The sequence below is a fragment of the Actinoplanes auranticolor genome, assembly GCF_018332655.1.
GTDB lineage: Bacteria > Actinomycetota > Actinomycetes > Mycobacteriales > Micromonosporaceae > Actinoplanes > Actinoplanes auranticolor.
This window is the reverse complement of sequence record NZ_BOQL01000073.1, coordinates 1-23,940: the sequence shown is the minus strand read 5'-3', so window position 1 is coordinate 23,940 and position 23,940 is coordinate 1. Positions and strand designations below refer to the sequence as shown.

The 23,940-nt window shown below is 71.8% G+C and carries 24 protein-coding genes; 9 read left to right on the top strand and 15 right to left on the bottom strand.

Translation table 11 applies throughout. The annotated features are described in order from the left end of the window. Positions 1-24: 24 nt before the first annotated feature. From pknB to Aau02nite_RS39815, 3 genes are read left to right on the top strand one after another with little or no spacing between them, the layout of a single operon-like run. Complete coding sequence (pknB, locus tag Aau02nite_RS39825; protein ID WP_212993843.1) at positions 25-1,995, top strand: Stk1 family PASTA domain-containing Ser/Thr kinase; 1,971 nt, start codon at positions 25-27, stop codon at positions 1,993-1,995. Further along, positions 1,986-2,852, top strand: a complete 867-nt coding sequence (locus Aau02nite_RS39820; RefSeq protein WP_212993842.1) for a deoxyribonuclease IV — start codon at positions 1,986-1,988, stop codon at positions 2,850-2,852. The genes pknB and Aau02nite_RS39820 overlap by 10 nt, the downstream gene beginning before the upstream one ends. After that, on the top strand, positions 2,849-3,715 hold the full coding sequence (locus tag Aau02nite_RS39815; protein ID WP_212993841.1) for an aminoglycoside phosphotransferase family protein: 867 nt from the start codon (positions 2,849-2,851) through the stop codon (positions 3,713-3,715). Before Aau02nite_RS39820 ends, Aau02nite_RS39815 begins: the two co-directional genes overlap by 4 nt. Positions 3,716-3,721: 6 nt before the next feature. On the opposite strand, the gene Aau02nite_RS39810 is transcribed toward Aau02nite_RS39815, so the two are convergent. From Aau02nite_RS39810 to Aau02nite_RS39795, 4 genes are read right to left on the bottom strand one after another with little or no spacing between them, the layout of a single operon-like run. Further along, a complete protein-coding gene (locus tag Aau02nite_RS39810) occupies positions 3,722-4,111 on the bottom strand; it encodes a DUF3224 domain-containing protein (protein WP_212993840.1) in 390 nt (129 codons plus the stop codon). Between the two features lie 54 nt (positions 4,112-4,165). After that, complete coding sequence (locus Aau02nite_RS39805) at positions 4,166-5,185, bottom strand: threonine aldolase family protein (protein ID WP_212993839.1); 1,020 nt, start codon at positions 5,183-5,185, stop codon at positions 4,166-4,168. Next, entirely contained in the window at positions 5,178-6,584 is a 1,407-nt protein-coding gene (locus Aau02nite_RS39800) for a class II 3-deoxy-7-phosphoheptulonate synthase (RefSeq protein WP_212993838.1), read from the bottom strand. The genes Aau02nite_RS39805 and Aau02nite_RS39800 overlap by 8 nt, the downstream gene beginning before the upstream one ends. A 34-nt stretch (positions 6,585-6,618) precedes the next feature. Next, the gene (locus Aau02nite_RS39795; RefSeq protein WP_212993837.1) at positions 6,619-7,257 is read right to left on the bottom strand and encodes a TetR/AcrR family transcriptional regulator; all 639 of its coding nucleotides are present in this window, start codon (positions 7,255-7,257) and stop codon (positions 6,619-6,621) included. 26 nt (positions 7,258-7,283) lie between these two features. Here Aau02nite_RS39795 and Aau02nite_RS39790 point away from each other — a divergent pair, with 26 nt between their 5' ends. Further along, positions 7,284-7,673, top strand: a complete 390-nt coding sequence (locus Aau02nite_RS39790) for a RidA family protein (RefSeq protein ID WP_212993836.1) — start codon at positions 7,284-7,286, stop codon at positions 7,671-7,673. 49 nt (positions 7,674-7,722) lie between these two features. On the opposite strand, the gene Aau02nite_RS39785 is transcribed toward Aau02nite_RS39790, so the two are convergent. After that, positions 7,723-9,195 (bottom strand): glycosyl hydrolase family 18 protein, encoded by a 1,473-nt coding sequence (locus Aau02nite_RS39785; RefSeq protein WP_212993835.1) that lies wholly within the window; start codon positions 9,193-9,195, stop codon positions 7,723-7,725. Between the two features lie 172 nt (positions 9,196-9,367). Between Aau02nite_RS39785 and Aau02nite_RS39780 the strand changes: the two genes are divergently transcribed. Both Aau02nite_RS39780 and Aau02nite_RS39775 read left to right on the top strand, forming a co-directional pair. Continuing rightward, positions 9,368-9,838, top strand: a complete 471-nt coding sequence (locus Aau02nite_RS39780; protein WP_212993834.1) for a glutathione peroxidase — start codon at positions 9,368-9,370, stop codon at positions 9,836-9,838. A gap of 7 nt (positions 9,839-9,845) precedes the next feature. Continuing rightward, positions 9,846-10,523: a DUF429 domain-containing protein gene (locus tag Aau02nite_RS39775; RefSeq protein WP_212993833.1), complete on the top strand. Its 678-nt coding sequence runs from the start codon at positions 9,846-9,848 to the stop codon at positions 10,521-10,523. 1 nt (position 10,524) lies between these two features. On the opposite strand, the gene proC is transcribed toward Aau02nite_RS39775, so the two are convergent. The 5 genes from proC to Aau02nite_RS39750 all read right to left on the bottom strand — a co-directional run bounded on the left by proC (position 10,525) and on the right by Aau02nite_RS39750 (position 14,531). Further along, positions 10,525-11,337 carry a pyrroline-5-carboxylate reductase gene (gene proC, locus Aau02nite_RS39770; RefSeq protein WP_212993832.1) on the bottom strand — a complete coding sequence of 271 codons (813 nt, stop codon included), beginning with the start codon at positions 11,335-11,337 and terminating at the stop codon, positions 10,525-10,527. Positions 11,338-11,403: 66 nt separating this feature from the next. Beyond that, positions 11,404-12,432, bottom strand: coding sequence for a 6-phosphofructokinase (locus Aau02nite_RS39765; protein WP_212993831.1), 1,029 nt, complete (start codon positions 12,430-12,432; stop codon positions 11,404-11,406). 140 nt (positions 12,433-12,572) lie between these two features. Continuing rightward, positions 12,573-13,073, bottom strand: a complete 501-nt coding sequence (locus Aau02nite_RS39760) for a pyridoxamine 5'-phosphate oxidase family protein (protein WP_212993830.1) — start codon at positions 13,071-13,073, stop codon at positions 12,573-12,575. A 72-nt stretch (positions 13,074-13,145) separates the two neighbouring features. Then, complete coding sequence (locus Aau02nite_RS39755) at positions 13,146-13,634, bottom strand: polyadenylate-specific 3'-exoribonuclease AS (RefSeq protein WP_212993829.1); 489 nt, start codon at positions 13,632-13,634, stop codon at positions 13,146-13,148. Between the two features lie 15 nt (positions 13,635-13,649). Continuing rightward, positions 13,650-14,531 (bottom strand): phosphotransferase enzyme family protein, encoded by an 882-nt coding sequence (locus tag Aau02nite_RS39750; RefSeq protein ID WP_212993828.1) that lies wholly within the window; start codon positions 14,529-14,531, stop codon positions 13,650-13,652. Positions 14,532-14,763: 232 nt separating this feature from the next. Between Aau02nite_RS39750 and Aau02nite_RS39745 the strand changes: the two genes are divergently transcribed. After that, positions 14,764-15,456, top strand: a complete 693-nt coding sequence (locus Aau02nite_RS39745) for a Crp/Fnr family transcriptional regulator (protein WP_212993827.1) — start codon at positions 14,764-14,766, stop codon at positions 15,454-15,456. Between the two features lie 433 nt (positions 15,457-15,889). On the opposite strand, the gene Aau02nite_RS39740 is transcribed toward Aau02nite_RS39745, so the two are convergent. After that, a complete protein-coding gene (locus tag Aau02nite_RS39740) occupies positions 15,890-16,603 on the bottom strand; it encodes a lysophospholipid acyltransferase family protein (protein ID WP_212993826.1) in 714 nt (237 codons plus the stop codon). 200 nt (positions 16,604-16,803) lie between these two features. Between Aau02nite_RS39740 and Aau02nite_RS39735 the strand changes: the two genes are divergently transcribed. Both Aau02nite_RS39735 and Aau02nite_RS39730 read left to right on the top strand, forming a co-directional pair. Then, positions 16,804-17,652 (top strand): DUF308 domain-containing protein, encoded by an 849-nt coding sequence (locus tag Aau02nite_RS39735; protein WP_212993914.1) that lies wholly within the window; start codon positions 16,804-16,806, stop codon positions 17,650-17,652. A gap of 69 nt (positions 17,653-17,721) precedes the next feature. Next, on the top strand, positions 17,722-19,134 hold the full coding sequence (locus Aau02nite_RS39730; RefSeq protein WP_212993825.1) for an alpha,alpha-trehalose-phosphate synthase (UDP-forming): 1,413 nt from the start codon (positions 17,722-17,724) through the stop codon (positions 19,132-19,134). A 24-nt stretch (positions 19,135-19,158) separates the two neighbouring features. On the opposite strand, the gene Aau02nite_RS39725 is transcribed toward Aau02nite_RS39730, so the two are convergent. Genes Aau02nite_RS39725 through Aau02nite_RS39710 form a run of 4 tightly spaced genes read right to left on the bottom strand, consistent with a single transcriptional unit; the run spans position 19,159 to position 22,959 of the window. Continuing rightward, entirely contained in the window at positions 19,159-19,935 is a 777-nt protein-coding gene (locus Aau02nite_RS39725; RefSeq protein ID WP_212993824.1) for an alpha/beta hydrolase, read from the bottom strand. Beyond that, positions 19,932-21,275, bottom strand: coding sequence for a flavin-containing monooxygenase (locus Aau02nite_RS39720; RefSeq protein ID WP_212993823.1), 1,344 nt, complete (start codon positions 21,273-21,275; stop codon positions 19,932-19,934). The genes Aau02nite_RS39725 and Aau02nite_RS39720 overlap by 4 nt, the downstream gene beginning before the upstream one ends. 25 nt (positions 21,276-21,300) lie before the next feature. Then, positions 21,301-21,987: an endonuclease/exonuclease/phosphatase family protein gene (locus Aau02nite_RS39715; protein ID WP_212993822.1), complete on the bottom strand. Its 687-nt coding sequence runs from the start codon at positions 21,985-21,987 to the stop codon at positions 21,301-21,303. A 21-nt stretch (positions 21,988-22,008) separates the two neighbouring features. Beyond that, on the bottom strand, positions 22,009-22,959 hold the full coding sequence (locus Aau02nite_RS39710; protein ID WP_212993821.1) for an ROK family glucokinase: 951 nt from the start codon (positions 22,957-22,959) through the stop codon (positions 22,009-22,011). Between the last annotated feature and the right edge of the window lie 981 nt (positions 22,960-23,940).

The following is a 23,940-nucleotide window of genomic DNA, read 5'->3' as shown; positions in this document are numbered from 1 at the left end:
GAAGGACACATACACTTCACGCCGATGGACACGACTGTCGCCGACACGTTGATCGGCACGACGATTGACGGGCGCTACCGGATCACCGGCCGGGTAGCCCGTGGTGGCATGGCGACTGTGTACACCGCTGTGGACGACCGGCTCGAACGCACGGTGGCCCTGAAGATCATTCACCCGTCGCAGGCGACGAACGTGCACTTCGTCGACCGCTTCACCGACGAGGCGAAGACGATCGCCCGGCTCACCCACCCCAACGTCGTCGCGGTGTACGACCAGGGCCGCCACCAGGGCCTGCCGTACCTGGTCATGGAGTACGTCCAGGGTCGCACCCTGCGCGACCTGCTCACCCAGCGCCGCCGGCTCAACCCGGTCGAGGCGCTGGCCATCTGTGAGCAGATGCTCGCCGCGATCGCCGCCGCGCACCGCGCCGGCCTCGTGCACCGCGACGTCAAGCCGGAGAACGTGCTGGTCGCCGAGGCGCCCAGCGGCGGCATCGCCAACCTGGTCGACAGCGTGGTCAAGGTGGCCGACTTCGGCCTGGCCCGCGCGGTCGAGGCCAGCAGCACCGACGACTCGGGCCAGCTCATGGCCACGGTCGCCTACGTGGCGCCGGAGCTGGTCACCGACGGGCACGCGGACGCGCGCACGGACGTCTACTCGGCCGGTATCGTGCTCTTCGAGATGCTCACCGGCCGGGTCCCGTACGACGGTGACGAGCCGGTCGAGGTCGCCTGGCAGCACGTCGACAACGACGTCCCGGCGCCGTCCAGCATCGTCAAGGGCCTGCCCACCGTGCTCGACGACCTGGTCGCCCGGGCCACCCGCCGTGACCCGGGCGCCCGCCCCACCGACGCCGGCGCGCTGCTCGCCGAGGTGCAGGTGGTCCGCGACGACCTGGGTGCGGCGAACGTCGAGACCGCGCTGCTGCGCCAGGTCCCGGCGCGCCCGCCGGCCGCCGACGCCACCGCGCTCGTGCCCGCGATCACCACGACCTTCCCGGCCACCGGCGGCGACCGTCCCGGCTGGGCCCGGCTGCCGGAGCAGGGCCGGTCCCGCGGTGGCCAGCGCCGGGCCGGACCGCCGGCACCGCAGGGCGGGGGTGGTGTGCGCGGCCGCTTCACCGGCGACCGGCGGCAGATCCTGATCATGGCGGCGGTGGCGCTGATGGTGCTCGTCGTCGTCGGCAGCACCTGGTGGGTGACCCTCGGCCGGTACACGGACACCCCGCAGCTGGTGAACATGAGCCGGGCCCAGGCCGAGCAGGCCGCCGCCCAGGAGGGCTTCGAGCTGCGCATCGGCGACGGCGCGTTCAGCGAGAACGTCCCCAAGGACGTGGTGCTCAACCAGGACCCGCCGCCCACCGAGCGGATCCTCAAGGGCGGTGTCGTCGTCCTGACGCTCTCGCTGGGCCCGGAGCGCTATCCGGTGCCCGACGTGGTCGGCAAGGAGCTGGCCGTGGCGCGCGGCGAGATCGAGGGCACGAAGCTCAAGGTCAAGGAAGGCAAGGGCAAGTACAGCGACACCATTCCGCAGGGCGTGGTCATCTCCACCGACCCGAAGGCGGACGCGCAGCTCAAGCCGGGCGCAACCGTGACCGTGGTGGTCAGCAAGGGCAAGGCGCCGATCACCGTCCCGGACCTGACGGGCAAGAACATCAACGACGCCCGCGGTGAGGCCCAGCGGCTCGGCCTGAACGTGGTGGAGCAGTACAAGGACGGCGATCAGCCCGCTGACCAGGTCATCGAGCAGTCCCCCGCCCCGGGGACCGGCGCCGAGAAGGACGACGAGATCAAGCTCGTGGTCAGCAAGGGCCCGCCGCAGGTCGGTGTCCCGGACGTGAACAACCAGCCGTGCCAGCAGGCGAAGGGCGTCCTGGAGTCGCAGGGGCTGCGCGCCCGCCTCGACTTCAACCCCAACGGCGTGGTCCGGATCCAGAACCCGCCGGCCGGCACGCCGGTCCCGCCGCAGACCGAGGTGGTGCTGACGTGCGCGTGAGCAGGCCGGTCGGCTCGCACACGAGGACGTCAGGAGGGCTGGCCAAGGCGGCGCTGCCGTACGCGGACGCGGCCGGGTCCGAGGCGGTGCAGGTCTACGTCTCGAACTCCCGCGGCTGGGCGCTGCCGCCCGGTGACCCGAAGCAGGACGCGCTGTTCCGCGACGGCTGCGGCGAGCGGGGGCTGCCGGCGTACATCCACGCGTCGCTGCTGGTCAACCTGGGCTCGCCCACCGAGCAGACCGTGCAGCGGTCGGTGGAGACGCTGGAGCACGCGCTGCGCCGCGGTGCCGCGATCGGTGCGACGGCGATCGTCTACCACGCGGGCAGCTCGGTCGACCCGGCCCACGACGACAAGGCGCTGCACCAGCTCCGCGAGGCGTTGCTGCCGCTGCTGGACGTGGCGGCGGCCCAGGGCCTGCCGAAGGTGCTGGTGGAGCCCAGTGCGGGTGGTGGGCGCAGCCTGGCGTCGAAGGTGCAGGATCTGGGGCCGTACCTGGACGCGGTGGAGCACCACCCGTGGCTGGGCGTCTGCTTCGACACCTGCCACGCCTGGGCGGCCGGGCACGACCTGGCCAAGCCGGGCGGCATGACCGAGACGCTGGACGCCCTGGTGGCCACGGTCGGCGAGGGCCGGCTACAGCTCATCCACGCGAACGACTCGAAGGACGGGTGCGGCTCGACCCGCGACCGGCACGAGCGCATCGGTGAGGGCCGGATCGGCGCGGCCGCCTTCGCCGAGCTGCTGGCCCACCCGGCGACCGCGGGCCTGCCGGTGATCGTGGAGACCCCGACCGAGCAGCACGAGGGCCACGCGGCGGACATCGCCCTGCTCAAAGGGCTGCGCCCCGAGCTGTGAAGCCTTCGATCACCACCGATCTGGTACGCGCCCTGATCGCCGAGCAGTTCCCGCAGTGGAGCGACCTGCCCGTCACTCCGGTGCCCCGGCAGGGCTGGGACAACCGCACCTTCCGGCTCGGCGATCAGCTGTCCGTGCGGCTGCCCAGCGGCGAGGGATACGTGGCGGCGGTGGAGAAGGAGAACCGCTGGCTGCCCGAGCTGGCCGGGCACCTGCCGCTGCCGGTCCCGTCCCCGGTGGCGGTCGGGCGCCCGGGTGCGGGCTATCCGTTCCCCTGGTCGGTGCGGCAGTGGCTGGCCGGCGACACCCTGGAGGACGCCGCGGAGGTCGGCCGGGACAGGCTGGCGAGTGACCTGGGCGCCTTCCTCACCGTGCTGCGCCAGGCTCCCGTGCCCGGCCCGGCCGGCGGCCGGCATTCGTTCTTCCGGGGCTGCCACCCCAGCGTCTACGGCGACCAGGTCGAGCAGGCCCTGGAGCAGCTCGGCGACACCGTGGACGGGCCGGCCTGCCGGAGCGTGTGGGCCCAGGCGCTGAAGTCGGCCTGGCCGTCGGCGCCGGTCTGGTTCCACGGCGACATCGCGGTCGGCAACCTGCTGGTGCGCGACGGGCGGCTGGCCGCCGTCATCGACTTCGGCACCTGCGGCGTCGGCGATCCGGCCTGTGACCTCGTGATCGCCTGGAACTCCCTCGAAGGGACCGAACGCGCCGCCTTCCGGGACGCGGTCGGCCTCGACCGGCAGACCTGGCAGCGGGCCCGTGGGTGGGCACTGTGGAAGGCGCTGATCATGCTGGCCGAGCCGGGGGCCGCCCCGGCCTGGCGCGACGTCGTGGACCGGGTGCTGGCCGATCCCGGCACCGCGTGACCGGGGTCAGCCCGGCGTGATGTCGTATTCGAAGGTGTAGCGGTGCTCCTCGGAGCTGTTGTCGATCTCGAACGTACCGGTGAGACCGGCCAGTTCGTCGGTGCCCGAGTCCGGCACCACCCGCACGATCAGCGTCCCGGCGCCGCGGTCCATCAGCCCGTAGTGCTGCAGCACGAAGCTGCCGCTGCGGCCGTGCAGCGTGCCGGTGATGCGGTCGATCGCGACGTAGCCCGCCGAGCCGTCGATCGGGGTGCCGACCGAGAGCATCTCCGCGCGGCCGGTGCCGCTCAGGTCACCCTCGATGGTCTTGAGCACCTGCATCCGGCTGATCGTGTCGTCGTCGATCGGCAGCGGCTCGAAGACGGTGGTGAAGGTACCGGTGGCGCGGCGGGTCATCGGAGCTCCTCGGCGGTTCGCAACGGCGTCGGCTCCTGATGTAAGCAGAAGACCTCAGGAAAGCAGGCTCCGCAACACCGTGATCGCCTCGTCGATGTCGTCGTCGGTGACGTCCAGGTGGGTCACCAGGCGGGCCGTACGCGGCAGCATCGCCGCCAGCAGCACTCCCCGCTCGGCCGCCGCCGCCACCAGCGACGGCGCGTCCAGGGACGCCTTGGTCAGGTCCAGCATCACCAGGTTGGTCCGCACCTCCGCCCCCCGCTCCACCCCGAGCGGCTCGAGCGCCTCGGCCAGCCGGCGGGCGCGCGCGTGGTCGTCGGCCAGCCGGGTCAGGTGGTGGTCCAGCGCGTGCTGACCGGCCGCCGCCAGGATGCCGACCTGGCGCATGCCGCCGCCCAGCCGCTTGCGGAGCAGCCGGGCCTGGGCGATGCGGTCCGCGCTGCCCACGACCAGCGAGCCGACCGGCGCGCCGAGGCCCTTGGACAGGCAGACCGACAGCGTGTCGAAGAGCTCCCCGTACGCCGCGAGCGGCACGCCCTCCGCGATGTGCGCGTGCCAGATGCGGGCGCCGTCGCAGTGCAGGGCCACACCCGCCGCGTCGGCCACCGCCCGCAGGCGGCGCAGGATCTCCAGCGGGACCACACCGCCGCCGCCGAGGTTGTGCGTCTGCTCGACCGCGACGGCCCTGGTCGCCACGGACGGGTAACCGTCCGGGCGGATCATCGCCTCGATCTGCTCGGGGTCCAGCGCCGCGCCCACCGACGGCCAGGTCCGGGTGGAGATGCCACCGAGCGCGGCCGCCGCACCCTGCTCGTAGGTGACCACGTGCGCGTCGGCGCCGGCCAGCAGCTCACCGCCGCGCGGCACGACCAGCTGCAGGGCGATCTGGTTGGCCATCGTGCCGGACGGGGCGAACAGTGCCGCCTCGTGCCCGAACAGCCCGGCCACCTGCCGCTCCAGCGCGATGACCGTCGGGTCGTCGCCGAAGACGTCGTCGCCCACCACCGCCGTCGCCATGGCCTCGCGCATCGCCGCGGTCGGCCGGGTGACGGTGTCGGAGCGCAGGTCAGCCACGCAGCATCTCCGCCACCAGGAAGGCCAGCTCCAGGCTCTGCTGGGTGTTGAGCCGGGGGTCGCAGGCCGTCTCGTAGCGGCCCGGCAGGTCGAGGTCCTCGATGCCCTGCGCACCGCCCAGGCACTCGGTGACGTCCTCGCCGGTCAGCTCGATGTGGATGCCGCCCGGGTGGGTGCCCAGGCCGCGGTGCACCTCGAAGTAGCCGAGCACCTCGTCGACGACCCGGTCGAAGTGCCGGGTCTTGTAGCCGTTGGACGACTCGTGGGTGTTGCCGTGCATCGGGTCGCACTGCCACACCACCTTGGCCCCGGTGGAGGTGACCTTCTCCACGATGGCCGGCAGCGCGTCCCGGACCTTGCCGTTGCCCATCCGGCTGATCAGGGTCAGGCGGCCCGGGATGTTGTCCGGGTTGAGCTTCTCGCACAGCTCGATGGCCGTCTCCGGGCTGGTGCCGGGGCCGAGCTTGACGCCGATCGGGTTGGCGATCCGGCTGATGAAGTCGATGTGCGCGTGGTCCAGCTGCCGGGTGCGCTCGCCGATCCACAGGAAGTGCCCGGACAGGCCGTACGCCTTGCCGTCGGAGACCCGGGTGAGCGCGCGGTCGTACTCCAGTGCCAGCGCCTCGTGCGAGCAGTACAGGCTGACCGTGCGCAGCGCCTCGTCCTCGGTCATGCCGCACGCGCGGATGAAGTCCAGGGTGCGGTCGATCTCCCGGGCGATCGCCTCGTAGCGCTCGCCGGCCGGCGAGGCGCGGACGAAGTCCTTGTTCCAGTCGTGCAGGCCGGCCAGGTCGGCAAGGCCGCCCGCCAGGTACGCCCGCAGCATGTTCATCGCCGCGGCGGAGTTCGCGTACGCCCGGATCATGCGCTGCGGGTCGGCCACCCGGGCCGCCTCGTTCGCGTCCAGCGAGTTGATCAGGTCCCCGCGGTACGCCGGCAGCCCCAGCGAGTCCGTCGCCGACGACCGGGGCTTGGTGTACTGCCCCGCGACCCGGGCCACCTTGACCACCGGCATCGACGCGCCGTAGGTCAGCACGACCGCCATCTGCAGCAGCGTGCGGGCGTTGGCCAGCAGGTGGCTCTCGGTGTTGTCCGCGAAGGTCTCGGCGCAGTCGCCGCCCTGCAGCAGGAAGGCGCGGCCCTCGCAGACCTCGGCCAGGCGGTGCCGGAGCTGGTCGACCTCGTAGGGCGCGACGATCGACGGGACGGTGTCGAGGACCCGGCAGACGGAGGCGACCTCGTCCATGTCGGCCCACGGCGGCATCTGCAAGCGCGGAAGCTCCCGCCATTTGTCCAGGCCCAGGGCGGAGTCCTCGGCGGAATCGGTGGACGGGCGGGACGTCTGCAGGGCGGTGGTCCCGACCCCGGGATGACTCAACTGATGCCACTCTCGGCGCATACGGAAAGCCTACGGCGCGGTGTCCCGTCGCCGTTCAACCGGCCCCGTCGCTGCCGTCTGATGAGATGAACCAGGCCGTGGCCGCTCCGGTCGCGTCCGCGTACCGCTGATCGGCGCCCTCCGGGCCGAACACCCCGGCCACCTCCAGGCTGATCACGCCGTGCGCGGCCGCCCACAGCACCTGGGCGACGGCGGCCGGGTCGCCGGGCCGGTAGGCCCCCGCCGCCATGCCCGCGGCGGCGGCGTCGATCAGGTACTGGAATGTCGCATTGCCGACGGCCTGATCGTCCGGGCCGGGGCTGAAGCCGGGGATCGCGCCGAGGAACATGACCCGGTAGTAGTGCGGCTCGGCCAGGGCGCCCGCCCGGTACGCCGCGGACAGCGCCCGGATCCGGGCGATCGGGTCCGGGCTGGGCGGCAGGTCCTGGAACCGGCGCTGGAAACGCGCGAAGCCCTCCCGGTACAGCCCCGCGGCCAGCCCGTCCTTGCCGCCGAACAGGGTGTAGAGCACGGTCGTCGAGCAGCCGACCTCGGCGGCCACCCGCCGCATGGTCAGCGCGGCCGGCCCCTCCTCGGCGAGCAGCCGGCCGGCCGTGTCGAGCAGGAACCGGCGGAGTTCGTCCTGCCCGCGGCGTCGCATCTCGGCGAAGGTTGGTGTAACGTCGTTATCCACGAGTAACGACGTTACAGGAGGACACCATGGCTGTCACGCTGATCAACCCGGACGGACTCGTCGAGCCGCAGGGCTACACCCACGTTGCGGTCGCGCAGGGCAGCCGCATGATCTTCCTGGCCGGTCAGGTGGGCCAGGACGCGCAGGGAAAGGTCGCCGGCGACCTGGCCGCCCAGACCGAGCAGGCACTGCGCAACGTGGGCACCGCCCTGGCCGCGGCCGGCGCGACGTTCGCCGACGTCGTCAAGACCACCATCTACGTCGTGGACTGGCAGCCGGAGAAGGCGGGCGACCTCTTCGCCGGGCTGCAGCGCAGCGGGGCCGGATCACCCGGGCCGACCACGCTGATCGGGGTGGCCGCCCTGGCCGCCCCCGACCTGCTGGTCGAGTTCGACGTCACCGCGGTGGCGGCATGACAAAGGCGGGGCACCCGTGAGGGCACCCCGCCTTCTGTTACCGCAGTGACTACTTGAGGCCGTTGCTGATCGCGCTGATCAGCTCGCCGTTGCTGGTGTCACCGGAGAACTCCCAGAAGAACGCACCGCCCAGACCCTGCTGCTTCGCGTAGGTCATCTTGCCGGCGATGGTGCTCGGGGTGTCGTAGCTCCACCAGTTGCTGCCGCACTTGGCGTACGCGGTGCCGGCGATCGTGCCGGAGACCGGGCAGCTGTTCTTCAGGACCTTGTAGTCCTCGATGCCGGCCTCATAGGTGCCCGGCGCCGCGCCGGTGGCCGTGCCGCCCGGGGCGGTCTGGGTGACACCGGTCCAACCGCGGCCGTAGAAGCCGATGCCGAGCAGCATCTTGCTGGACGGCACGCCCTTGCTCTTCAGCTTCTGGATCGCCGCGTCGGACCAGAAGCCCTGCTGCGGGATGCCGGCGTACGAGGTCAGCGGCGAGTGCGGGGCGGTCGGGCCCTGGGCGGCGAACGCGCCGAAGTAGTCGTAGGTCATCGGGAAGACGTAGTTCAGCTTCGCGATGCCCGCGGCGTAGTCGGCCGCGTCCAGCTTGCCGCCGTTCGAGCCGTCGGCCGAGATCGCCGAGGTGACCAGGAAGTTCTGCCCGAACTTGGTGCGCAGGGCGGAGACGACCTTGTTGTACGAGTCCGGGCCGCTGGCGTCACAGGTGAGGCCACAGGCGTTCGGGTACTCCCAGTCGACGTCGATGCCGTCGAAGACGTCCGCCCAGCGGGAGTCCTTGACCAGGTTGTAGCAGGAGTTGGCGAACGCGGTCGGGTTCTGCGCGGCCTGGGTGAAGCCACCGGACCAGGTCCAGCCGCCGAACGACCAGATCACCTTGATGTTCGGGTACAGCTTCTTGAGCTTGCGCAGCTGGTTGAACGAGCCGCGCAGCGCGCCGGTGTCCCAGGTGTCGGCGACGCCGTCCACACTGTCGGCCGCGGTGTAGGCCTTGTCGTAGTCGGCGTACGCGTCACCGATCGAGCACTGGCCGCCGGTGGTGTTGCCGAAGGCGTACAGGATGTGGGTCAGCTTGGCCGCCGAGCCGCTCGTCACCAGGTTCTTGACGTGGTAGTTGCGGCCGTAGACGCCCCACTCGGCGAAGTAGCCCACGACGGCCTTACCGGCCGGGCCGTTGGTCGGCGGGGTCGTCGGCGGCGTGGTCGGCGGAGTCGTGGGAGGTGTCGTGGGGGGCGTGGTCGGCGGGGTGGTGGGCGGCGTGGTCGGCCCACCGTCACAGGCACCCTTGTCGGCCCAGACGCCCCACTGACCGCTGGTGGACGGGTTCTCGTTGGTGGTCCACCACTTCGCGGTGTAGTTCTTCGACTGGTACGAGACCGAGTTGTCCTTGACGTAGACCGCCGAGGCGCTCCAGGCGGGTGCACAGGCTTCGGCGGCGGATGCCTGGACCATGGGGACCGCAGCGGAGGCGACCGCCACGATGGCCCCGGCCCATAGGGCGCGGCGGAGGGATTTCTTCACTGCGTCTCCTCAAGAACAGTTAGGAAACTTTCCAAAGGGAAGTTGAAGAGACGGTAGTCACATCTATGAACATGAGTCAAGAAGGTCATCGCTGATTAAGCGCGACCTTAACTTTTCTCCCGGACGCAGCCACGGCGTGCACTCGCTCGGGCACAGCGCGTAGTCTGCCGTCATGACCATCTTTGCCGTCGACATCCACACACTCTCGGGCGGACCGGCCGATATGGATCGTTACCGCGATCATGTCGTCCTGGTGGTCAATGTGGCCTCCCGCTGCGGCCTCACCCCGCAGTACGCCGGCCTGCAGGCGCTCGCCGACACCTATGCGGACCGCGGGCTGGTCGTCCTCGGTGTCCCGTGCAACCAGTTCGCCGGCCAGGAACCGGGCACCGCCGCCGAGATCGAAGATTTCTGCCAGGTGAACTACGGCGTCACCTTCCCGCTCACCGAGAAGGTGGAAGTGAACGGGCCCGGGCGCCACCCGCTCTACCGCGAGCTGGTCGGCGACGGCCCCGACATCCAGTGGAACTTCGAGAAGTTCGTGGTCGGCCCGGACGGTGCGGTGGCCGCCCGGTTCGGACCACAGACCGACCCCCAGGACGGCGAGCTGATCGCCGCCATCGAGAAACTGCTCCTCCGCTGAGCTGCCGATGAGCATCCACGTGATCGGCGTCGACGCGTACGCCCTGGGCTGGGTGGGGGTCGAGCTGCGCGACGGCGCGTTCGGCCGGGCGATGCTGGCGTCCACCCTGTACGAGATCGTCGCGGGCAGCTCCGGCGCGGCCGTGATCGGCGTCGACATCCCGCTGGGCATGCTCCCCGACCGCTGGCGGGCTGCCGACACCCTCGCCGCCGACCAGCTCGGACCCCGGCGCAGCAGCATCTTCCGGGTGCCGCCGCGCGCGGTCTGGCAGGAGGGCGACTTCGCCGCGGCCAACCGGCTCTGCCGCGAGCTCACCGGCGCCGGCCTCAGCCGCCAGTCGTGGGCGCTGCGGCCCAAGCTGCTGGAGGCCAACGCCATCTGGGAACGGCACCCGGGGCTGCTCTTCGAGGCCCACCCCGAGGTGTCGTTCCGGCAGATGGCGGGCGAGCCGCTGGCGTACGCGAAGAAGACCTGGACCGGGCAGGCCCGCCGCCGGCAGTTGCTGGCCAAGCACGGCATAGTGCTGCCCGACCAGCTCGGCCCGGCCGGTCAGGCCCCGCCCGACGACATCCTGGACGCCGCCGCGGTGGCCTGGAGCGCCCACCGGATGGCGACCGGAGCGGCCCAGAGCCACCCCAGCCCGCCGGAAGAGAACAACGGCGCCCGCATCGCCATCTGGTACTGAATCAAGCGGACTGGGCGGCGATCTCCCGGGCGCGGTCCCGGGCGGCCTCCAGAGCGGCCAGCAGCGCCGCCCGGACGCCGTGCTTCTCCAGCTCGCGGATCGCCGAGATGGTCGTGCCGGCCGGTGAGGTCACCGCCTCGCGCAGCTTCACCGGGTGCTCACCGGAGTCGCGCAGCATCACCGCCGAGCCGATCGCGGTCTGCACGATCAGCTCGTGCGCGACCTGGCGGGGCAGCCCGAGCAGGATGCCGGCGTCGATCATCGCCTCGACCAGCAGGTAGAAGTACGCCGGGCCGGAACCGGACAGCGCCGTCACGGCGTCCTGCTGGGCCTCCGGCACGCGCATCGTCTTGCCCAGCGGCTGGAAGATCTCCTCGGTCAGTGCCAGGTGCTCGTCGGTCGCGTACGGGCCCGCGGAGATCACCGTCATCGCCTGGTCGACCAGCGCCGGGGTGTTGGTCATGACCCGTACCACCGGGATGCCGCCGGGCAGCCGCTCGGTGAAGAAGCTCGTCGGCAGGCCCGCGCACAGCGACACCACCAGCTTGCCGGGCGGGATCTTCATGCCGAACTCGTCCAGCAGCTTGCCCGCGTCCTGCGGCTTGACCGCTACCAGCAGCACGTCGGCCTGGGTCACCGCGGTGAGGTTCAGGGTGGGCCGGATGCCGTAGCGCTCGGCCAGTTCGGCCGCGCGTTCCGGGCGCCGGGTGGTGGCGATGAGCTGGTTGGCCGGCCAGCCGGCCCGCAGCAGGCCGGACAGGACCAGTTCGCCGAGCTTGCCGGCGCCGATCACCGCGATCATGTGATTGCCCATCGGACCCCTTCGGGACAGAGAAAAAGGGGGCGACCGGCGGTCGCCCCCTTTATGAAGAACGCCGGCTCAGCTGCCGAAGAAGACCTCGGCCTCGTCGTACCGCGAGATCGGCACGGTCTTGAGCTCACCGGTGCCGTCGGCGAGCGGGACGCGGACGATGTCGGTGCCACGCAACGCCATCATCTTACCGAAATCACCCTCGTGGACGGCGTCGATCGCCTGCAGACCGAATCGGGTCGCGAGGACGCGGTCGAACGCGGTGGGCGTGCCGCCGCGCTGGATGTGACCGAGGACGACCGTACGGGCCTCCTTGCCGGTCTTGTCCTCCAGCTGCTGCGCCAGCCACTGGCCGATGCCGCCCAGGCGGACGTGACCGAACGCGTCCTTCTCCTGGCTCTGCAGGCTCATCTGGCCCTCGAGCGGCTGCGCGCCCTCGGCGACCACGACGATCGGGGCGTACTCGACCTGGAAGCGCTTGGTCACGTACGTGGCCACCTGCTCCACGTCGAAGTTGCGCTCCGGCAGCAGGATGACGTTGGCGCCGCCGGCCAGGCCGGCGTGCAGCGCGATCCAGCCGGCGTGCCGGCCCATGACCTCGACCACCAGGGTGCGGTGGTGCGACTCGGCGGTGGTGTGCAGCCGGTCGATGGCCTCCATCGCGATGTTGACCGCGGTGTCGAAGCCGAAGGTGTAGTCGGTGGCGTTGAGGTCGTTGTCGATCGTCTTCGGCACGCCGACGACGTTCACGCCCAGGTCGTTGAGCTTGGTCGCGACGCCGAGGGTGTCCTCGCCGCCGATCGCGACGAGCGCGTCGACGCCCTGCTCGGCCAGGTTGGCCTTGATCCGCTCCACGCCGCCGTCGATCTTGAACGGGTTGGTGCGGGAAGAGCCCAGGATGGTGCCGCCGCGCGGCAGAATACCCCGGACCTCGGCGATGCCGAGGGGCTTCGTCAGGCCCTCCAGGGGGCCCTTCCACCCGTCGCGGAATCCGACGAACTCGTGTCCGTAAGTGGCGACGCCCTTACGAACCACCGCCCGGATCACCGCGTTCAGACCGGGGCAGTCGCCGCCGCCGGTGAGCACGCCGATACGCATGATTTGCTCGTCCTCCCTGATCGGGTCGCGAGATGCCCGCCGGCAACAGGAGAACGGTCGACCGGCTGCACTGCCGGGGTCCCGGGGCGGGCCGCAAGCGCACTCTAGTCGCCGCGCCCCACCCGGGCCAAAGCACCCCGCTACAACTGCACGGTTTCGTTCTCACCCGCGTCAGGGGTCTTGCCGGTCACGGCGGCCTTGGCCATGCCCAGCAGAGTGACAACCCTCGAACTGTGCGCCGATTCCCAGTACTCGGCGGTGTCGGCGTGCACCTTGACCAGCGTCAGGTTCGGCGTCTCCAGGCCGTCCGGGAACCACGCCTTGAGCATCGGGTTCCACAGCTCCTCGGCCTTGGCCCGGTCGGTGAGCTGCTCGGCGGAGCCGGCGATGGAGACCCAGGCGTGCTGCTTGTCGTCGCTGAACGAGACGTTCACCTGCGGGTGCGTGCGGACCTGCTGGACCAGGTCGGAGTCGGAGTAGGTGAAGAACCAGAGGTCGCCGTCGAACTCGACGTCCTGCACGGCCATCGGCCGGCTCACGTGCCGCCCGTCGGCGGTCATGGTGGTGAGCATGCCGATCCGGGCGTCCTTGACCAGCCCCTTGAGCGTTTCCCGCTTCTCCTGCTCGGTCTTCTCGGCCATCACAAATCCCCTCACCGTCGTCGGATACGCCGACAGAGGTGCCCGCTGCGGGTGACCCGAAACGAACGGGGACTATCCGCCCATCGCGCGCCAGCGCGCGAGGTTGTGCCTGGCGTCCACCAGGGCGTCGTGCCGGCCCTCGGCGGTCGGCAGGGGCGGGCGGCCGAGGTCGTCCCACTTCTGGCGCAGGTCCTTGGTGAAGCGGGGGATCTCCCGGGGCAACGCCGGCATCGCCCCCCACAGCTGGGCCAGGGCCACGTGGTCGTACGCGGCGTACCAGGCCCACAACTCGATCTGCTCGTCGCGGCCCTGGACCGGTTCGCGCATGAACGCGTAGAGGTCGTCGCGGATGCGCTCGCGGGAACGCCACGCCGGGTCGGCCGGGGACGGCAGCTTGTCGAGCACGTTGCGGCGCACCCAGGGCACCGCCCGGGAGTCGTCGAACTCGGTCGACACCGCGTAGAACTCGCGGCCGAACTCGTCCACCATACCGATCGAGACCAGGTCGACCGTGCGCCCGTCCTCGATGAATTCGCAGTCGTAGAAATACCTGTAGGCCATCGCGGACATCCTTGCCTACGCCGCGCCGGGCCCCTCGGCCAGGGCCTGCCTCGCCTGCCGCAGAGCCTGCCGGGCGCTCTCGTCCTCGCCGCGGGCGAGCCGCTGCGCCGACCAGTCGGCCTGTACCGCCCAGCGGAAGCGCAGCAGGACCGGCAGCGCCGCGTGCAGTTCGCCCTCGTCGACCGGGCCGGCCGCGAGGTAGCCGTCCAGCAGCTCCGCCGAGGTGTCCGGGCCACCCGCGTAGACCACCGCCGCCGCCACGTCGTAGAGCAGCGGGCCGGTGCCGCTGGCGCCGCAGTCGAGCAGGCCCGCGCGGCCGGTCGCCGGGTCGACCAGGAAGATCTCCGGGGCCGGATCGCCGTGCAGCACCCCGTACGTGAGCCGGTCGGTGACCGTCAGCCTGGTCATCGCCGTCACCGCCTCGGCGACCGCCGGGCGCAGCCAGGTCTCGATGTCCAGGTGCGCCGCCTCCGGGTCGAGCAGGTTCCAGCGGCGCAGCCCCGGATGCCGGAAGCCCTGCAGCCGGCAGTGCACCGCGCCCAGCCGGTCACCCCAGAACTGCTGGTCGACCGGGTCGCGGCCGTCGAGGGTACGGCCCGGCGCCCGGCGCAGCACGGCCAGTGCGCCGGCCGGCGTCTCCGCGGTGAGGCCCCCGGCCAGGGTCCGCACCGGCTCGCCCGCCTCGATGCCGGACCCCCTCAGCAGCTCGGCCGCGGCCAGGCCCGCTTCGACCGGCTGGCGCGCGGCGGGGTCGGCCAGGCGGGCCACGAAGCGTTCGCCGCCCGCGGTCACGTCCCAGCCGTGCGACAGCAGGCCCCCGGGCAGCGCCGTGATCTCGGCGGGCACGAGGTGCCACTGGTCGCGCAAGGTTGATCGAAGAAGGTCGTCATCCGGCACGGCGGCGATTATCCCGGTACACACCGTAATGACGACGGACACCGTGGGCGATAGTCACAGGCGGCGATTAGAGGGTGTACAGATAGCTACGCGCGCGAGATGATCGTATGCGTCTGCTGGATGTATCAAATGGCGTCGACGTGGCTCTTCATGCTAAGAGTGATCGTTCGCGTCGTGGGGCCGGCGCCGGACAACTGTGTCCACGGGGGTCCCGATCGGGGAGGGACTGACCGTGGATCATCGACTGGCAGAGCACGGGGACGCGCTCACAGGCGTGGAGATGTTCGCCGGCCTGGAGCCGGACGTCCGCCAGCGGGTGATCGCGGCGGCGGTGCCGCGCACGTACCGCAAAGGTCAGATCCTGTTCGTCGAGCACGACCCCGGCGACTCCCTGATCATCCTCCGCCGCGGCGCCATCGCCGTCTTCCGCACCGCCCCGACCGGCGAACGCGCGGTGCTGACCGTGGTCCGCCCGCCGGACGTCCTCGGCGAGGTCTCCCTGCTGGACGCCCTGACCCGCTCAGCGTCGGCCGAAGCGATCGAGGACAGCCAGGCCCTGGCGCTGTCCCGGGTCGCCTTCATCGACCTGGTGCACTCCAACCCCCGCATCCTGGACGCGGTGATGCGCTCGGTGGGGGCGCTGATCCGCCGCCTCACCGAGCAGAACGCCGACCACGTCTTCCTCGACCTGCCCGGCCGAGTGGCCAAGACCCTGGTCCGCCTGGCCGGCGAGAGCCAGGCCCCGATGATCACCATCGAGCTCAACCAGAGCCAGCTGGCGGAGATGGCAGGCGGCTCCCGGCAGAGCGTCAACCAGGCGATCGGCTCCTTCGCCAGCCGCGGCTGGCTCCGCACCGAAGGCCGCCGCATCGTGGTCACAGACGTCTCAGCTCTCCGCCGCCGAGCCGGCATGGCCGACCGCTAGCTCTGTTGCTGGTCTCGCCTCCGGCTCGACGGGACTGCGCCCCACGAGGTCGGTGTCGAGGTCACCGACGGGCGCAGTCCGACTCTGGTTACGGCCCTCGGTGGTCGTCGGGGCGACGATTGCCGCCTCAGGGCCGGTCGGCCAGTCCAGGCCGAGGGATCGGCGCCGGGCTGGTTGCCGCCACTCCGCCCGTCCGGCCGGGAATCGCCGGCCGTGTCGGCCGCCATGTCGCCGGACCAGCCGAGCAATCGGCCCTCAGGCCGCCTGCCCATACTGCCCGCCAGCCCGCGGACCGACCGCAGACCGCCCACCAATGCCACCCGGCCAGCCCGGCGGCCGATCCCTCGGCCTGGACCGGCCGCTGGGCCGAGAACCGCCCCACTCCAGCCCCGGTGTTGCGGTTGCCTACGCCGGGACGCGTAGCTCAAATCGGTCAGGTTTCGACACTCGCGGATGACGTCCGGCTCGGGGCGACGATTGCCGTTTTCAGGCTGGCTGCGTAGACGTCGACGTAGGGGCGGCCGGTCAGGGTCATCAGTTCGTACATGATCTCGTCCGTCACCGCCCGTTCCACGAAGCGGTCGCCGACCCGGTCTGCGTAGCGGGTGAAGTCGAGGGGGGCGCCGAAGCGGATGCGGACGCGCTTGATCTTGGGGATCAGTTTGCCGGTCGGCTGGATCTCGTCGGTGTTGAGCAGGGCGACCGGTACGACCGGGGCGCCGCTCTCCAGGGCCAGGCGGGCCACACCGGTCTTGCCGCGGTAGAGCCGGCCGTCCGGTGAGCGGGTGCCCTCCGGGTAGATGCCCGCGATGTTTCCGCCGCGCAGGACCCGCAGCTGGGTGTCCAGGGCCGCCCGGGCCGCCTTGCCGCCCGAACGGTCCACCGGGATCGTCCCCGTGCTGACGAAGAACTGTCGCATGAGCCAGCCTTTGATCCCCTTACCGGTGAAGTACTCCGCTTTGGCGACGAACGTCACCCTCCGATTCACCAGCAGTGGTGTGAAGATCGAGTCGGAGAAGGAGAGGTGGTTGCACGCCAGGATCACCGGTCCGCTCCGTGGTACGTGAGCCAACCCCTCCACATCGGGGCGGAAGAGGCATTTCAGGACGGGTCCCAGCACGACGTACTTGAGCAGCCAGTAGAACACCGGTGTCCTTTCCCGCGCGCCACGGTCTGTGGCAAGCGAAAGCGTACGAAGCGGGAGCGGCACGCCACAACGCACTCCCGGAACCGGCATGTCACGTGTCACCATTCAAGGCACGGTCGGCCGGGCGCAGCTGAACGGGGACCGGATCCGCCGACCAGGCGGGCACAGCGCGCGACGGCGCGAAGCGAGGAGTGAGCAGGGTGTCAGCGGGTGGCGCCCGCCGCGGGCGGCGGGACAACGGGCTCGACGCGGCCGACTACGCGGCCGCGGGCGACGTGGATCCCCGCGTCGGTGAACACCTCCTGGACGTGCTGGCCGCGGGCGGTATCGCGGCGTACCTGCAGCCGTCCGCGGACCTGAATCCGATCCTGCGCGCCACGACGTTCCCGGCCCGGCCCACCGACCGGCTCTACGTCGACCGCACCCACCTGGCCACGGCCCGCGAGCACCTGCACAAGCTGACCGGTGGCGTAGGCCCGACCCCGGTCGCCCCGAAGTCCGAGACCCGCACCGACCAGGGCACCGTGGACGCCGAGTGGGCCAAGATCGTCGCCGGCTTCCACACCCCGATCGATCCGACGGCCCCGCCGTGGCCGGCGTCGGAGGGGGTGGATCCGACCCGCGCGCCGGAGCTGCCGGCCAACGATCCGCCGGAGCAGCCCCGCCAGCCGGGCGGCACTCTGCCGTCGGCCGCCGACTTCTCGGGCGTCTCGCTCAACCGCCGTCGCACCGACGAGCCGTCGCTGCTGGACGGGCTGGACACGTTCGGCACCGGCACGGACGACGACGGCCTGGACGAGGACGACGACGAGCGCTACACCCCGCCGCCCCCGCCCCCGCTGCCGCACATCTCCAAGTACGCGGTCGCCGGCGTGCTCGGCGTGGTGCTCGGCTTCCTGCTCTTCCTGTTCCCGTGGCTGCTGCCGATCGAGCGCAACTTCGTCACCCTGATCGGCTTCACCGCGATCGTCGGCGGCGCGGTGACGCTGGTCTGGCGGCTGCGCTCGGGCGACGACGACGATGACTTCGACGACGGCGCAGTGGTCTGACGAAGGCCGAAGAAGGACATAGATCACTGACGTTGTTTCGCTCGGTAGCCATCGCGTAACCTTTCGTGGATGCGCCAGAGCTCGCTCGTGGTCGTCGCCAACCGCCTTCCGCTGGACGACAGTGCCGCCCCGGACGGCGCCTGCGAATGGCGGCGCAGCCCCGGCGGTCTCGCCAGCGCCCTGCACGCGATCCTGCAGCAGACGCCGGCCACCTGGGTCGGCTGGAACGGCGGCATCGACAGTGCGCCCACGTTGCCGGACATCGGCACGCTGCGGATCCGGCCGGTGGCACTGTCCGAGGAGGAGCTTCGCGGCTACTACGAGGGCTTCGCCAATTCCACGCTCTGGCCGCTCTACCACGACGCCGTCGAGCAGCCTGTCTTCGACCGCGGCTGGTGGGAGACGTACCGGGACGTGAACCGGCGTTTCGCCGAGACGGCCGCCGAGGTCGCCGGGCCGGGCGCCGCGATCTGGATCCAGGACTATCACCTGCAGCTCGTCCCCCAGCTGCTGCGCGAGCTGCGCCCGGACGTGCTCATCGGCTTCTTCCTGCACGTGCCGTTCCCCCCGCCCGAGCTGTTCATGCAGCTCCCCCGCCGGGTCGAGCTGCTGCGCGGGATGCTCGGCGCGGACCTGGTCGGCTTCCAGCGCCCGCAGGCCGCGCACAACGTCGCCCAGCTGGCCACCAAGCTGCTGGGCGCGCAGTCCACCGACGACCAGGTCACCCTGGACGGGCGGATGGTGCGCACCGGCGCGTTCCCGGTCTCGATCGACGTCAGCGAGATGCAGTCGCTGGCCGCGCGCCCCGACATCGTCGAGCACGCCGAGCAGCTGCGCGCCGACCTGGGACGGCCGCGGCGGGTCCTGCTGAGCGTGGACCGGCTGGACTACACCAAGGGCATCGAGCACCGGCTGACGGCGTACAGCGAGCTGCTGCGGGACGGCCGGGTCAAGGTGCACGACACCGTCCTGGTGCAGGTGGCCGTGCCGAGCCGGGAACGCGTGGACAGCTACCGGGTGCTGCGCGACCGGATCGAGGGTGAGGTCGGCCGGATCAACGGCGAGTACGGCCGCGTCGGCGAGCCCGCCATCCACTACCTGAACCAGCCGTTCGACCGCGCCGACCTGGCCGCCCTCTACCTGACCGCCGACGTCATGGTGGTCACCCCGCTGCGCGACGGCATGAACCTGGTCGCCAAGGAGTACGTGGCCGCCCGCGCCGCCGGCACCGGCGCGCTGGTGCTCAGCGAGTTCGCCGGGGCCGCCGCCGAGTTCGACGACGCGTTCCTGGTCAACCCGCACGACGTGGACGGGCTCAAAGCGACCCTGCTGGACGCCCTCGACGCCGACCCGGCGGACCTGCGACGCCGGATGCGGGCGATGCGCGACCACCTGACCCGCTACGACATCCTGGCCTGGGCCCGCGCCTACCTCACCGCCCTGGACCACTCCGGGCGTCTGGCGGCCGGCCTGCGTCGCTGAGCAGCGTCGTCACGCCGGCCATGGTCAGCCGGCCAGCTCCTTGGTGAGCCAGTCCAGGATCGCGTCGATCGGTTCCCGCCAGTTGGTGTCGAGCATCAGATCGTGGGCCATCCCGGGGAACAGCAGCGGTGCCCCGCCGAACCGGGCCGCCGTACGGTCGAGCGCCTTGCGCGGCACCACCCGGTCGTCCGGGCTGCCCACCACCAGGGTCGGCGGGTCCCCGACCGGCGCCGCCGGCGGGGTCGCGAACAGCACCTGCCGGTAGATCGCCGCCGGGGTGCGCTCGAGCTTCGCCCGGTAGGCGTCGGCCTCGGCCAGCTCGGCGCTGAACAGCTGCTTGCGGCTCAGCCGGGGCGCCGCACCGATCAGCGCGGGCAGCGTGCCGAGCGGGTTGGCCCGCAGCGCGGCCCCCAGAGCCGACCAGCCCTCCGGCACCGGCGCGGCCAGCACCGCGGCCCGGGCCGGATACCGCGCGAGGGCGTGCGCTACGACCAGCGCGCCCGCGCCGTGACCGACCAGCACAGCTTGCCGCGGCAGACCCGCCGCCACCTGCACCACGTCGTGCACGTACGCCCGCAGCGACCCGTTCGCCCGCGGGCTCACCGAGTGGGCCGCAAAGCCCCGCGACGCGGTATGCCCCAGCCAGTGCTCGGCGAACGCCCACGCGCCGTGGCCCAGCCCCGGCACGAACAGCACCGGCGGATTGTCCTCGGCCGTCTCCGGCAGGGCGCTGAGCACCTCCCGCCGCACCGGCGGCACCGGAGACGTCCAGTCCGCGAACCGCAACACCTGCGAACTCATGCCGGCTCCAGCTGCTTCAACAGATCTTCGAGGGTGCGCAGGTAACTGGTGTGGCTGACCTCGAACCAGTGCCGGGACGAGGGCACCACCCGCAGCCGGGTCCACGACCGCAGCGGCCGCGTCGACTCCCGCTGCTGCACCGCCGCGGCCCGGACCGGGTCGGTGGCCCGCAACCGCAGCCAGCGGGCCACGGCCACGCTCTGCCAGTGCGCGAGCGGGAACAGCCCGGCGTCCGGCTGCACCAGCCCGATCACCGCGAGCGTCGGGTGCTTCCGGGCGAATGCGTGCAGGTGCAGATCGGGCTTGCCGTCGTCGTCGATGTCGAGCAGCTCGGGGGCGAGGAACTCGAACCGGGGCAGGTAGCCGGTCGCGGTGATGACCAGGTCGGGCTCGACGCGCCGGCCGTCGGCCAGCTCCACAGTCGAGCCCTCCAGGCGGGTCACGTCCGGCACCGGAGTGATCCGGCCGTGGCCCAGGTAGTAGACGAGCTGGCTGTTGACCACCGGGTGGCTCTCGTACGGGCGGTGGTCGGGCTCGGGCAGGCCGTACCGGGTGATGTCGCCGACGGTGAGCCGCAGCGCGCGGTGGTAGATCCACTGGCGCAGCCACAACGGCAGGCGCAGCTGCAGCATCTTGTCGTTGACCTGGTCGGCGGGGCGGCCGAAGACGTACTTGGGGGCGTACCAGTAGCCGCGGCGGGTCGAGTGCCAGACCGTGCTCGCCTGCTGGGCCGCCTCGACGGCGATGTCACAGCCGGTGTTGCCGCCGCCGACCACCAGCACCTTGCGCCCGCGCAACTGCGCCGGGTCCTTGTACGCCGACGCGTGGATCACCTGCCCCCGGTACTTCGAGGTGTCCACCGGCAGCGGCTTGGGCGACCAGTTGTGCCCGTTGGCCACGACGACGGCCGCGTACCGCTGGATCCGCTCGGCGCCGCCGCCCGTGCTGCGGGTGGTGACGTCCCAGCGCCCATCACCGACCGGCGTCACGGCCACGACCTCGGTGCCGAACCAGATGCTGTCGCCCAGCCCGAAGTGCTGCGCGTAGCGCTCCAGGTAGCTGAGCAGCTTGCTGTGGTGCGGATAGTCCGGCCAGTCGTCGGGCATCGGGAAGTCGGGGAACTCGGTGAGCGGGCGTGACGAGATCAGGTGGGTGGAGGCGTACACCGGGCTGCGGTCGTGCCGCCAGTTCCAGGCGCCGCCGACCGAGGTCTCGCGTTCGTAGCAGTCGACGGCGAAGCCCTGCTCACGCAGGTTCTTGATCGCCGCGAGACCGCTGCCGCCGGCGCCGATCACACAGACCGCGTCGTGCCGGTCGGCGATGTCAGGGGTGTCGGGCACCCGGAGATCCTCGCAGAAGCGAGAGCTACTCGGAAGGCAGGGACAGCTCCGCGAGAACGGGCAGGTGGTCGCTGGCCCGGCGGGCCTGATCGGTCTCCACGACCTCGTACCGGTCGACCGTGATGTCCGGCGAGACGAAGAGCCCGTCGAGGCGCAGCCGGGGCAGCGTGGCCGGGAACGTGAGGGCCGAGGAGGCGGCACCGGCGGCGTCGGTGAGGCCGTCGGCGACCGTCCGCCAGGCGCCCCCGCCCGGCCCCTCGTTGAGGTCGCCGGCGGCGATCAGCGGACCGTCGACCGCCGACAACGCTTCCTTCCAGCGGGCCGCCTGATCCGGGCGCTCCCGGGCGTCGGTGGCCAGGTGCGAGCCCGAGACGGTGAACCGGGCGCCGCGCACCGAGCACCGGGCGAACGCGGCGCCGCGCAGGTGCCGGCCCGGGGTGAGCGGATAGCGCAGGCACCACTGCTCGTGCACCCGGACCCGGAGGCTGACCAGCAGCAGGTTACCCAGCGAGGGAAGCCCGCCGGCGGCCACGACCATGCCGAAGTCGTCGGCCAGGGAGGCACACTTCTGCCGCCACCGGAACCGGCGCGGCGCCTCCTGCACGACGACGACATCCGGGGCGAGGTCGCGGACGAGCCCGGTGAGGGCCGCCCGGTCGTCGCGCAGGCCGTGCACGTTGTAGCTCAACACCCGAAGCGGGACCCCGGACACGGCGTGCTCCCTCGTCGTTGGTCAGATACGTCGGGCGAGATCGGCGGCGCCGAGCACACCTGCCGTGTTGCCGGTCTCAGCTGCCCGGATCTCGGCGACCGGAAACCTGCCACGTTGTGCCAGCTGGTCCCGATACGTCCGTTCGGTGGGTCCCATCAGCAGCTCGCCGGCGTCGATCACGCCACCGCCGACCACCAGCACCTGCGGGTCGAACGCCTGGGCCAGGTCGGCCATCGCGACCCCCAGCCAGTAGCCGATCTGCGCGAACGCGTCGCGGGCCACGCCGTCCCCGCCGTGCGCGGCCGCGGTGATCATCCGCCCGCCGATCGCGGCCGGATCACCACCGGCGAGGTCGAGCAGCAGCGGAGCCCGGCCGGGCTCCTGCCGGGCGCCGGCCTGCGCGAACCGGACCAGCGCGTTGCCGCTGGCGTACTGCTCCAGGCAGCCGAGCCGGCCACAACCGCAGGGATGCCCGTCGTTCACGGACTGAATGTGCCCGAGCTCCCCGGCGATGCCGTTGGCGCCCCGCCACAACCCGCCGTTGATGACGATGCCGCCACCGATGCCGGTCCCCACCGTGATCATGACCATGGAGTCGTCGGCGTGCCGGGCGGCGCCGTAGCGGAACTCCGCCCAGGCCGCGACGTTCGCGTCGTTCTCCAGCACGGTGGGCAGCCCGACGGCCTTGGCGACGTAGTCCCGCACCGGCTCGTCCCGCCAGGCCAGATTGGGCGCGAACAGGACGGTGGCCCCGGCGGCATCGATCCAGGCGGCGGCACCGATGCCGACGGCCTTGGCCTCGGGGTGGGCGGCGGCCAGCTCGGCCGCGACGGCCACGATCGTGTCCCGGGTACCGGCAGGATCCTCGGCCGGCGTCTCCCGCCGGGTCTGCGCGAGCACGACGCCGCGGTCGTCCACCACCCCACCGGCCACCTTCGTGCCGCCGACGTCGATTCCGATGGTCAGCGTCACGCTGCCCGTCCCCTCTGTTGTGTCACACCGCGTCGCCGGAACGGGCGTCGTCGCCCGAACCGGCACCACGGCCCTCGGCTGCCTCAGCAGCCGGCGCAGTGCCCGGAACATCATGATCCACGCTGGGCGTCTGCGCCACGCCGGTATCACCGGCCGTGTCGCCATTTGCGGCGGTAACCGCCGCCCAGACATCGGTGGCCCCCGTCACGCGTCGAGGGGAGCCGGGACCATTGTCAGGCAGGGCTCCGGATTCCTCGATATTTGTGGCGGGGTCTTTTTCAGAGCCTTTTCCGGTACGCGCACTGACTTGATCAACCGCGGCAGCGGGGTCCTCGGCGGGGGCGCGGTGAGTGGTTTGCGGGCGGTCGGCGGATGGTTGAGCAGCCGCAGTGGGGGCGGGCTGTGCGGGTGGCCGGCCCGGTGCGGCCGGGCCGGGCCGCCGGTCGGAGATGGGCCGCCGGTCGGAGATGGGCCGCCGGTCGGAGATGGGCCGCCGGTCGGAAGTGGGTCGTTTAGGCGAGCGGGTCGCTGCCGCCCACGGGTCACCCTGCGGCAGGGCCGCGGCGGCGCCCGGATCCGGTCCGACAGCGGCGGCCTGCGCCGCCTGCTCCGGTCCGACGGCGTCGGTCTGTGCGGCTGCTTGTGCCTCCGCCCGCGTCGCATCCTCCCGGGATCCCGGAGCGCTGTCGCGGGTCGTGCCTTCAGGTGCGGTCCCGGGCTGGGACACGGAACCGGACGCAGTCACCACCCACGCACCCGGCTCGGCCGGCACGTCCCGCCGCGGCTTCAGCCCGGCGGCCGGATCGGCCGGATCCGCGTGTGCGCTCTTGCGCGGCGGTCGGGTTGTCGGGGCGGTCCCGGTGGATGCTCGGGGGGCGCGGGTGGCGGCCGCCCACGGGTCACCCGACCTCGGCGGGGTCGCCGGATCCGCGGGAGCGGTCGTTCCTGGGCCGGTCGCATCTGTTCCGGGACCGGTCGCGC

What these genes read in the sequence shown, in the direction of transcription:
- pknB (WP_212993843.1), top strand. Translation starts at nt 25, where the DNA reads ATGGACACGACTGTCGCCGACACGTTGATCGGCACGACGATTGACGGG.
- Aau02nite_RS39810 (WP_212993840.1), bottom strand. Translation starts at nt 4,111, where the DNA reads ATGACCCGCCGCGCCACCGGTACCTTCACCACCGTCTTCGAGCCGCTG.
- Aau02nite_RS39800 (WP_212993838.1), bottom strand. Translation starts at nt 6,584, where the DNA reads ATGCGCCGAGAGTGGCATCAGTTGAGTCATCCCGGGGTCGGGACCACC.
- Aau02nite_RS39790 (WP_212993836.1), top strand. Translation starts at nt 7,284, where the DNA reads ATGGCTGTCACGCTGATCAACCCGGACGGACTCGTCGAGCCGCAGGGC.
- Aau02nite_RS39780 (WP_212993834.1), top strand. Translation starts at nt 9,368, where the DNA reads ATGACCATCTTTGCCGTCGACATCCACACACTCTCGGGCGGACCGGCC.
- Aau02nite_RS39775 (WP_212993833.1), top strand. Translation starts at nt 9,846, where the DNA reads ATGAGCATCCACGTGATCGGCGTCGACGCGTACGCCCTGGGCTGGGTG.
- proC (WP_212993832.1), bottom strand. Translation starts at nt 11,337, where the DNA reads ATGGGCAATCACATGATCGCGGTGATCGGCGCCGGCAAGCTCGGCGAA.
- Aau02nite_RS39765 (WP_212993831.1), bottom strand. Translation starts at nt 12,432, where the DNA reads ATGCGTATCGGCGTGCTCACCGGCGGCGGCGACTGCCCCGGTCTGAAC.
- Aau02nite_RS39760 (WP_212993830.1), bottom strand. Translation starts at nt 13,073, where the DNA reads ATGGCCGAGAAGACCGAGCAGGAGAAGCGGGAAACGCTCAAGGGGCTG.
- Aau02nite_RS39755 (WP_212993829.1), bottom strand. Translation starts at nt 13,634, where the DNA reads ATGGCCTACAGGTATTTCTACGACTGCGAATTCATCGAGGACGGGCGC.
- Aau02nite_RS39730 (WP_212993825.1), top strand. Translation starts at nt 17,722, where the DNA reads ATGCGCCAGAGCTCGCTCGTGGTCGTCGCCAACCGCCTTCCGCTGGAC.
- Aau02nite_RS39725 (WP_212993824.1), bottom strand. Translation starts at nt 19,935, where the DNA reads ATGAGTTCGCAGGTGTTGCGGTTCGCGGACTGGACGTCTCCGGTGCCG.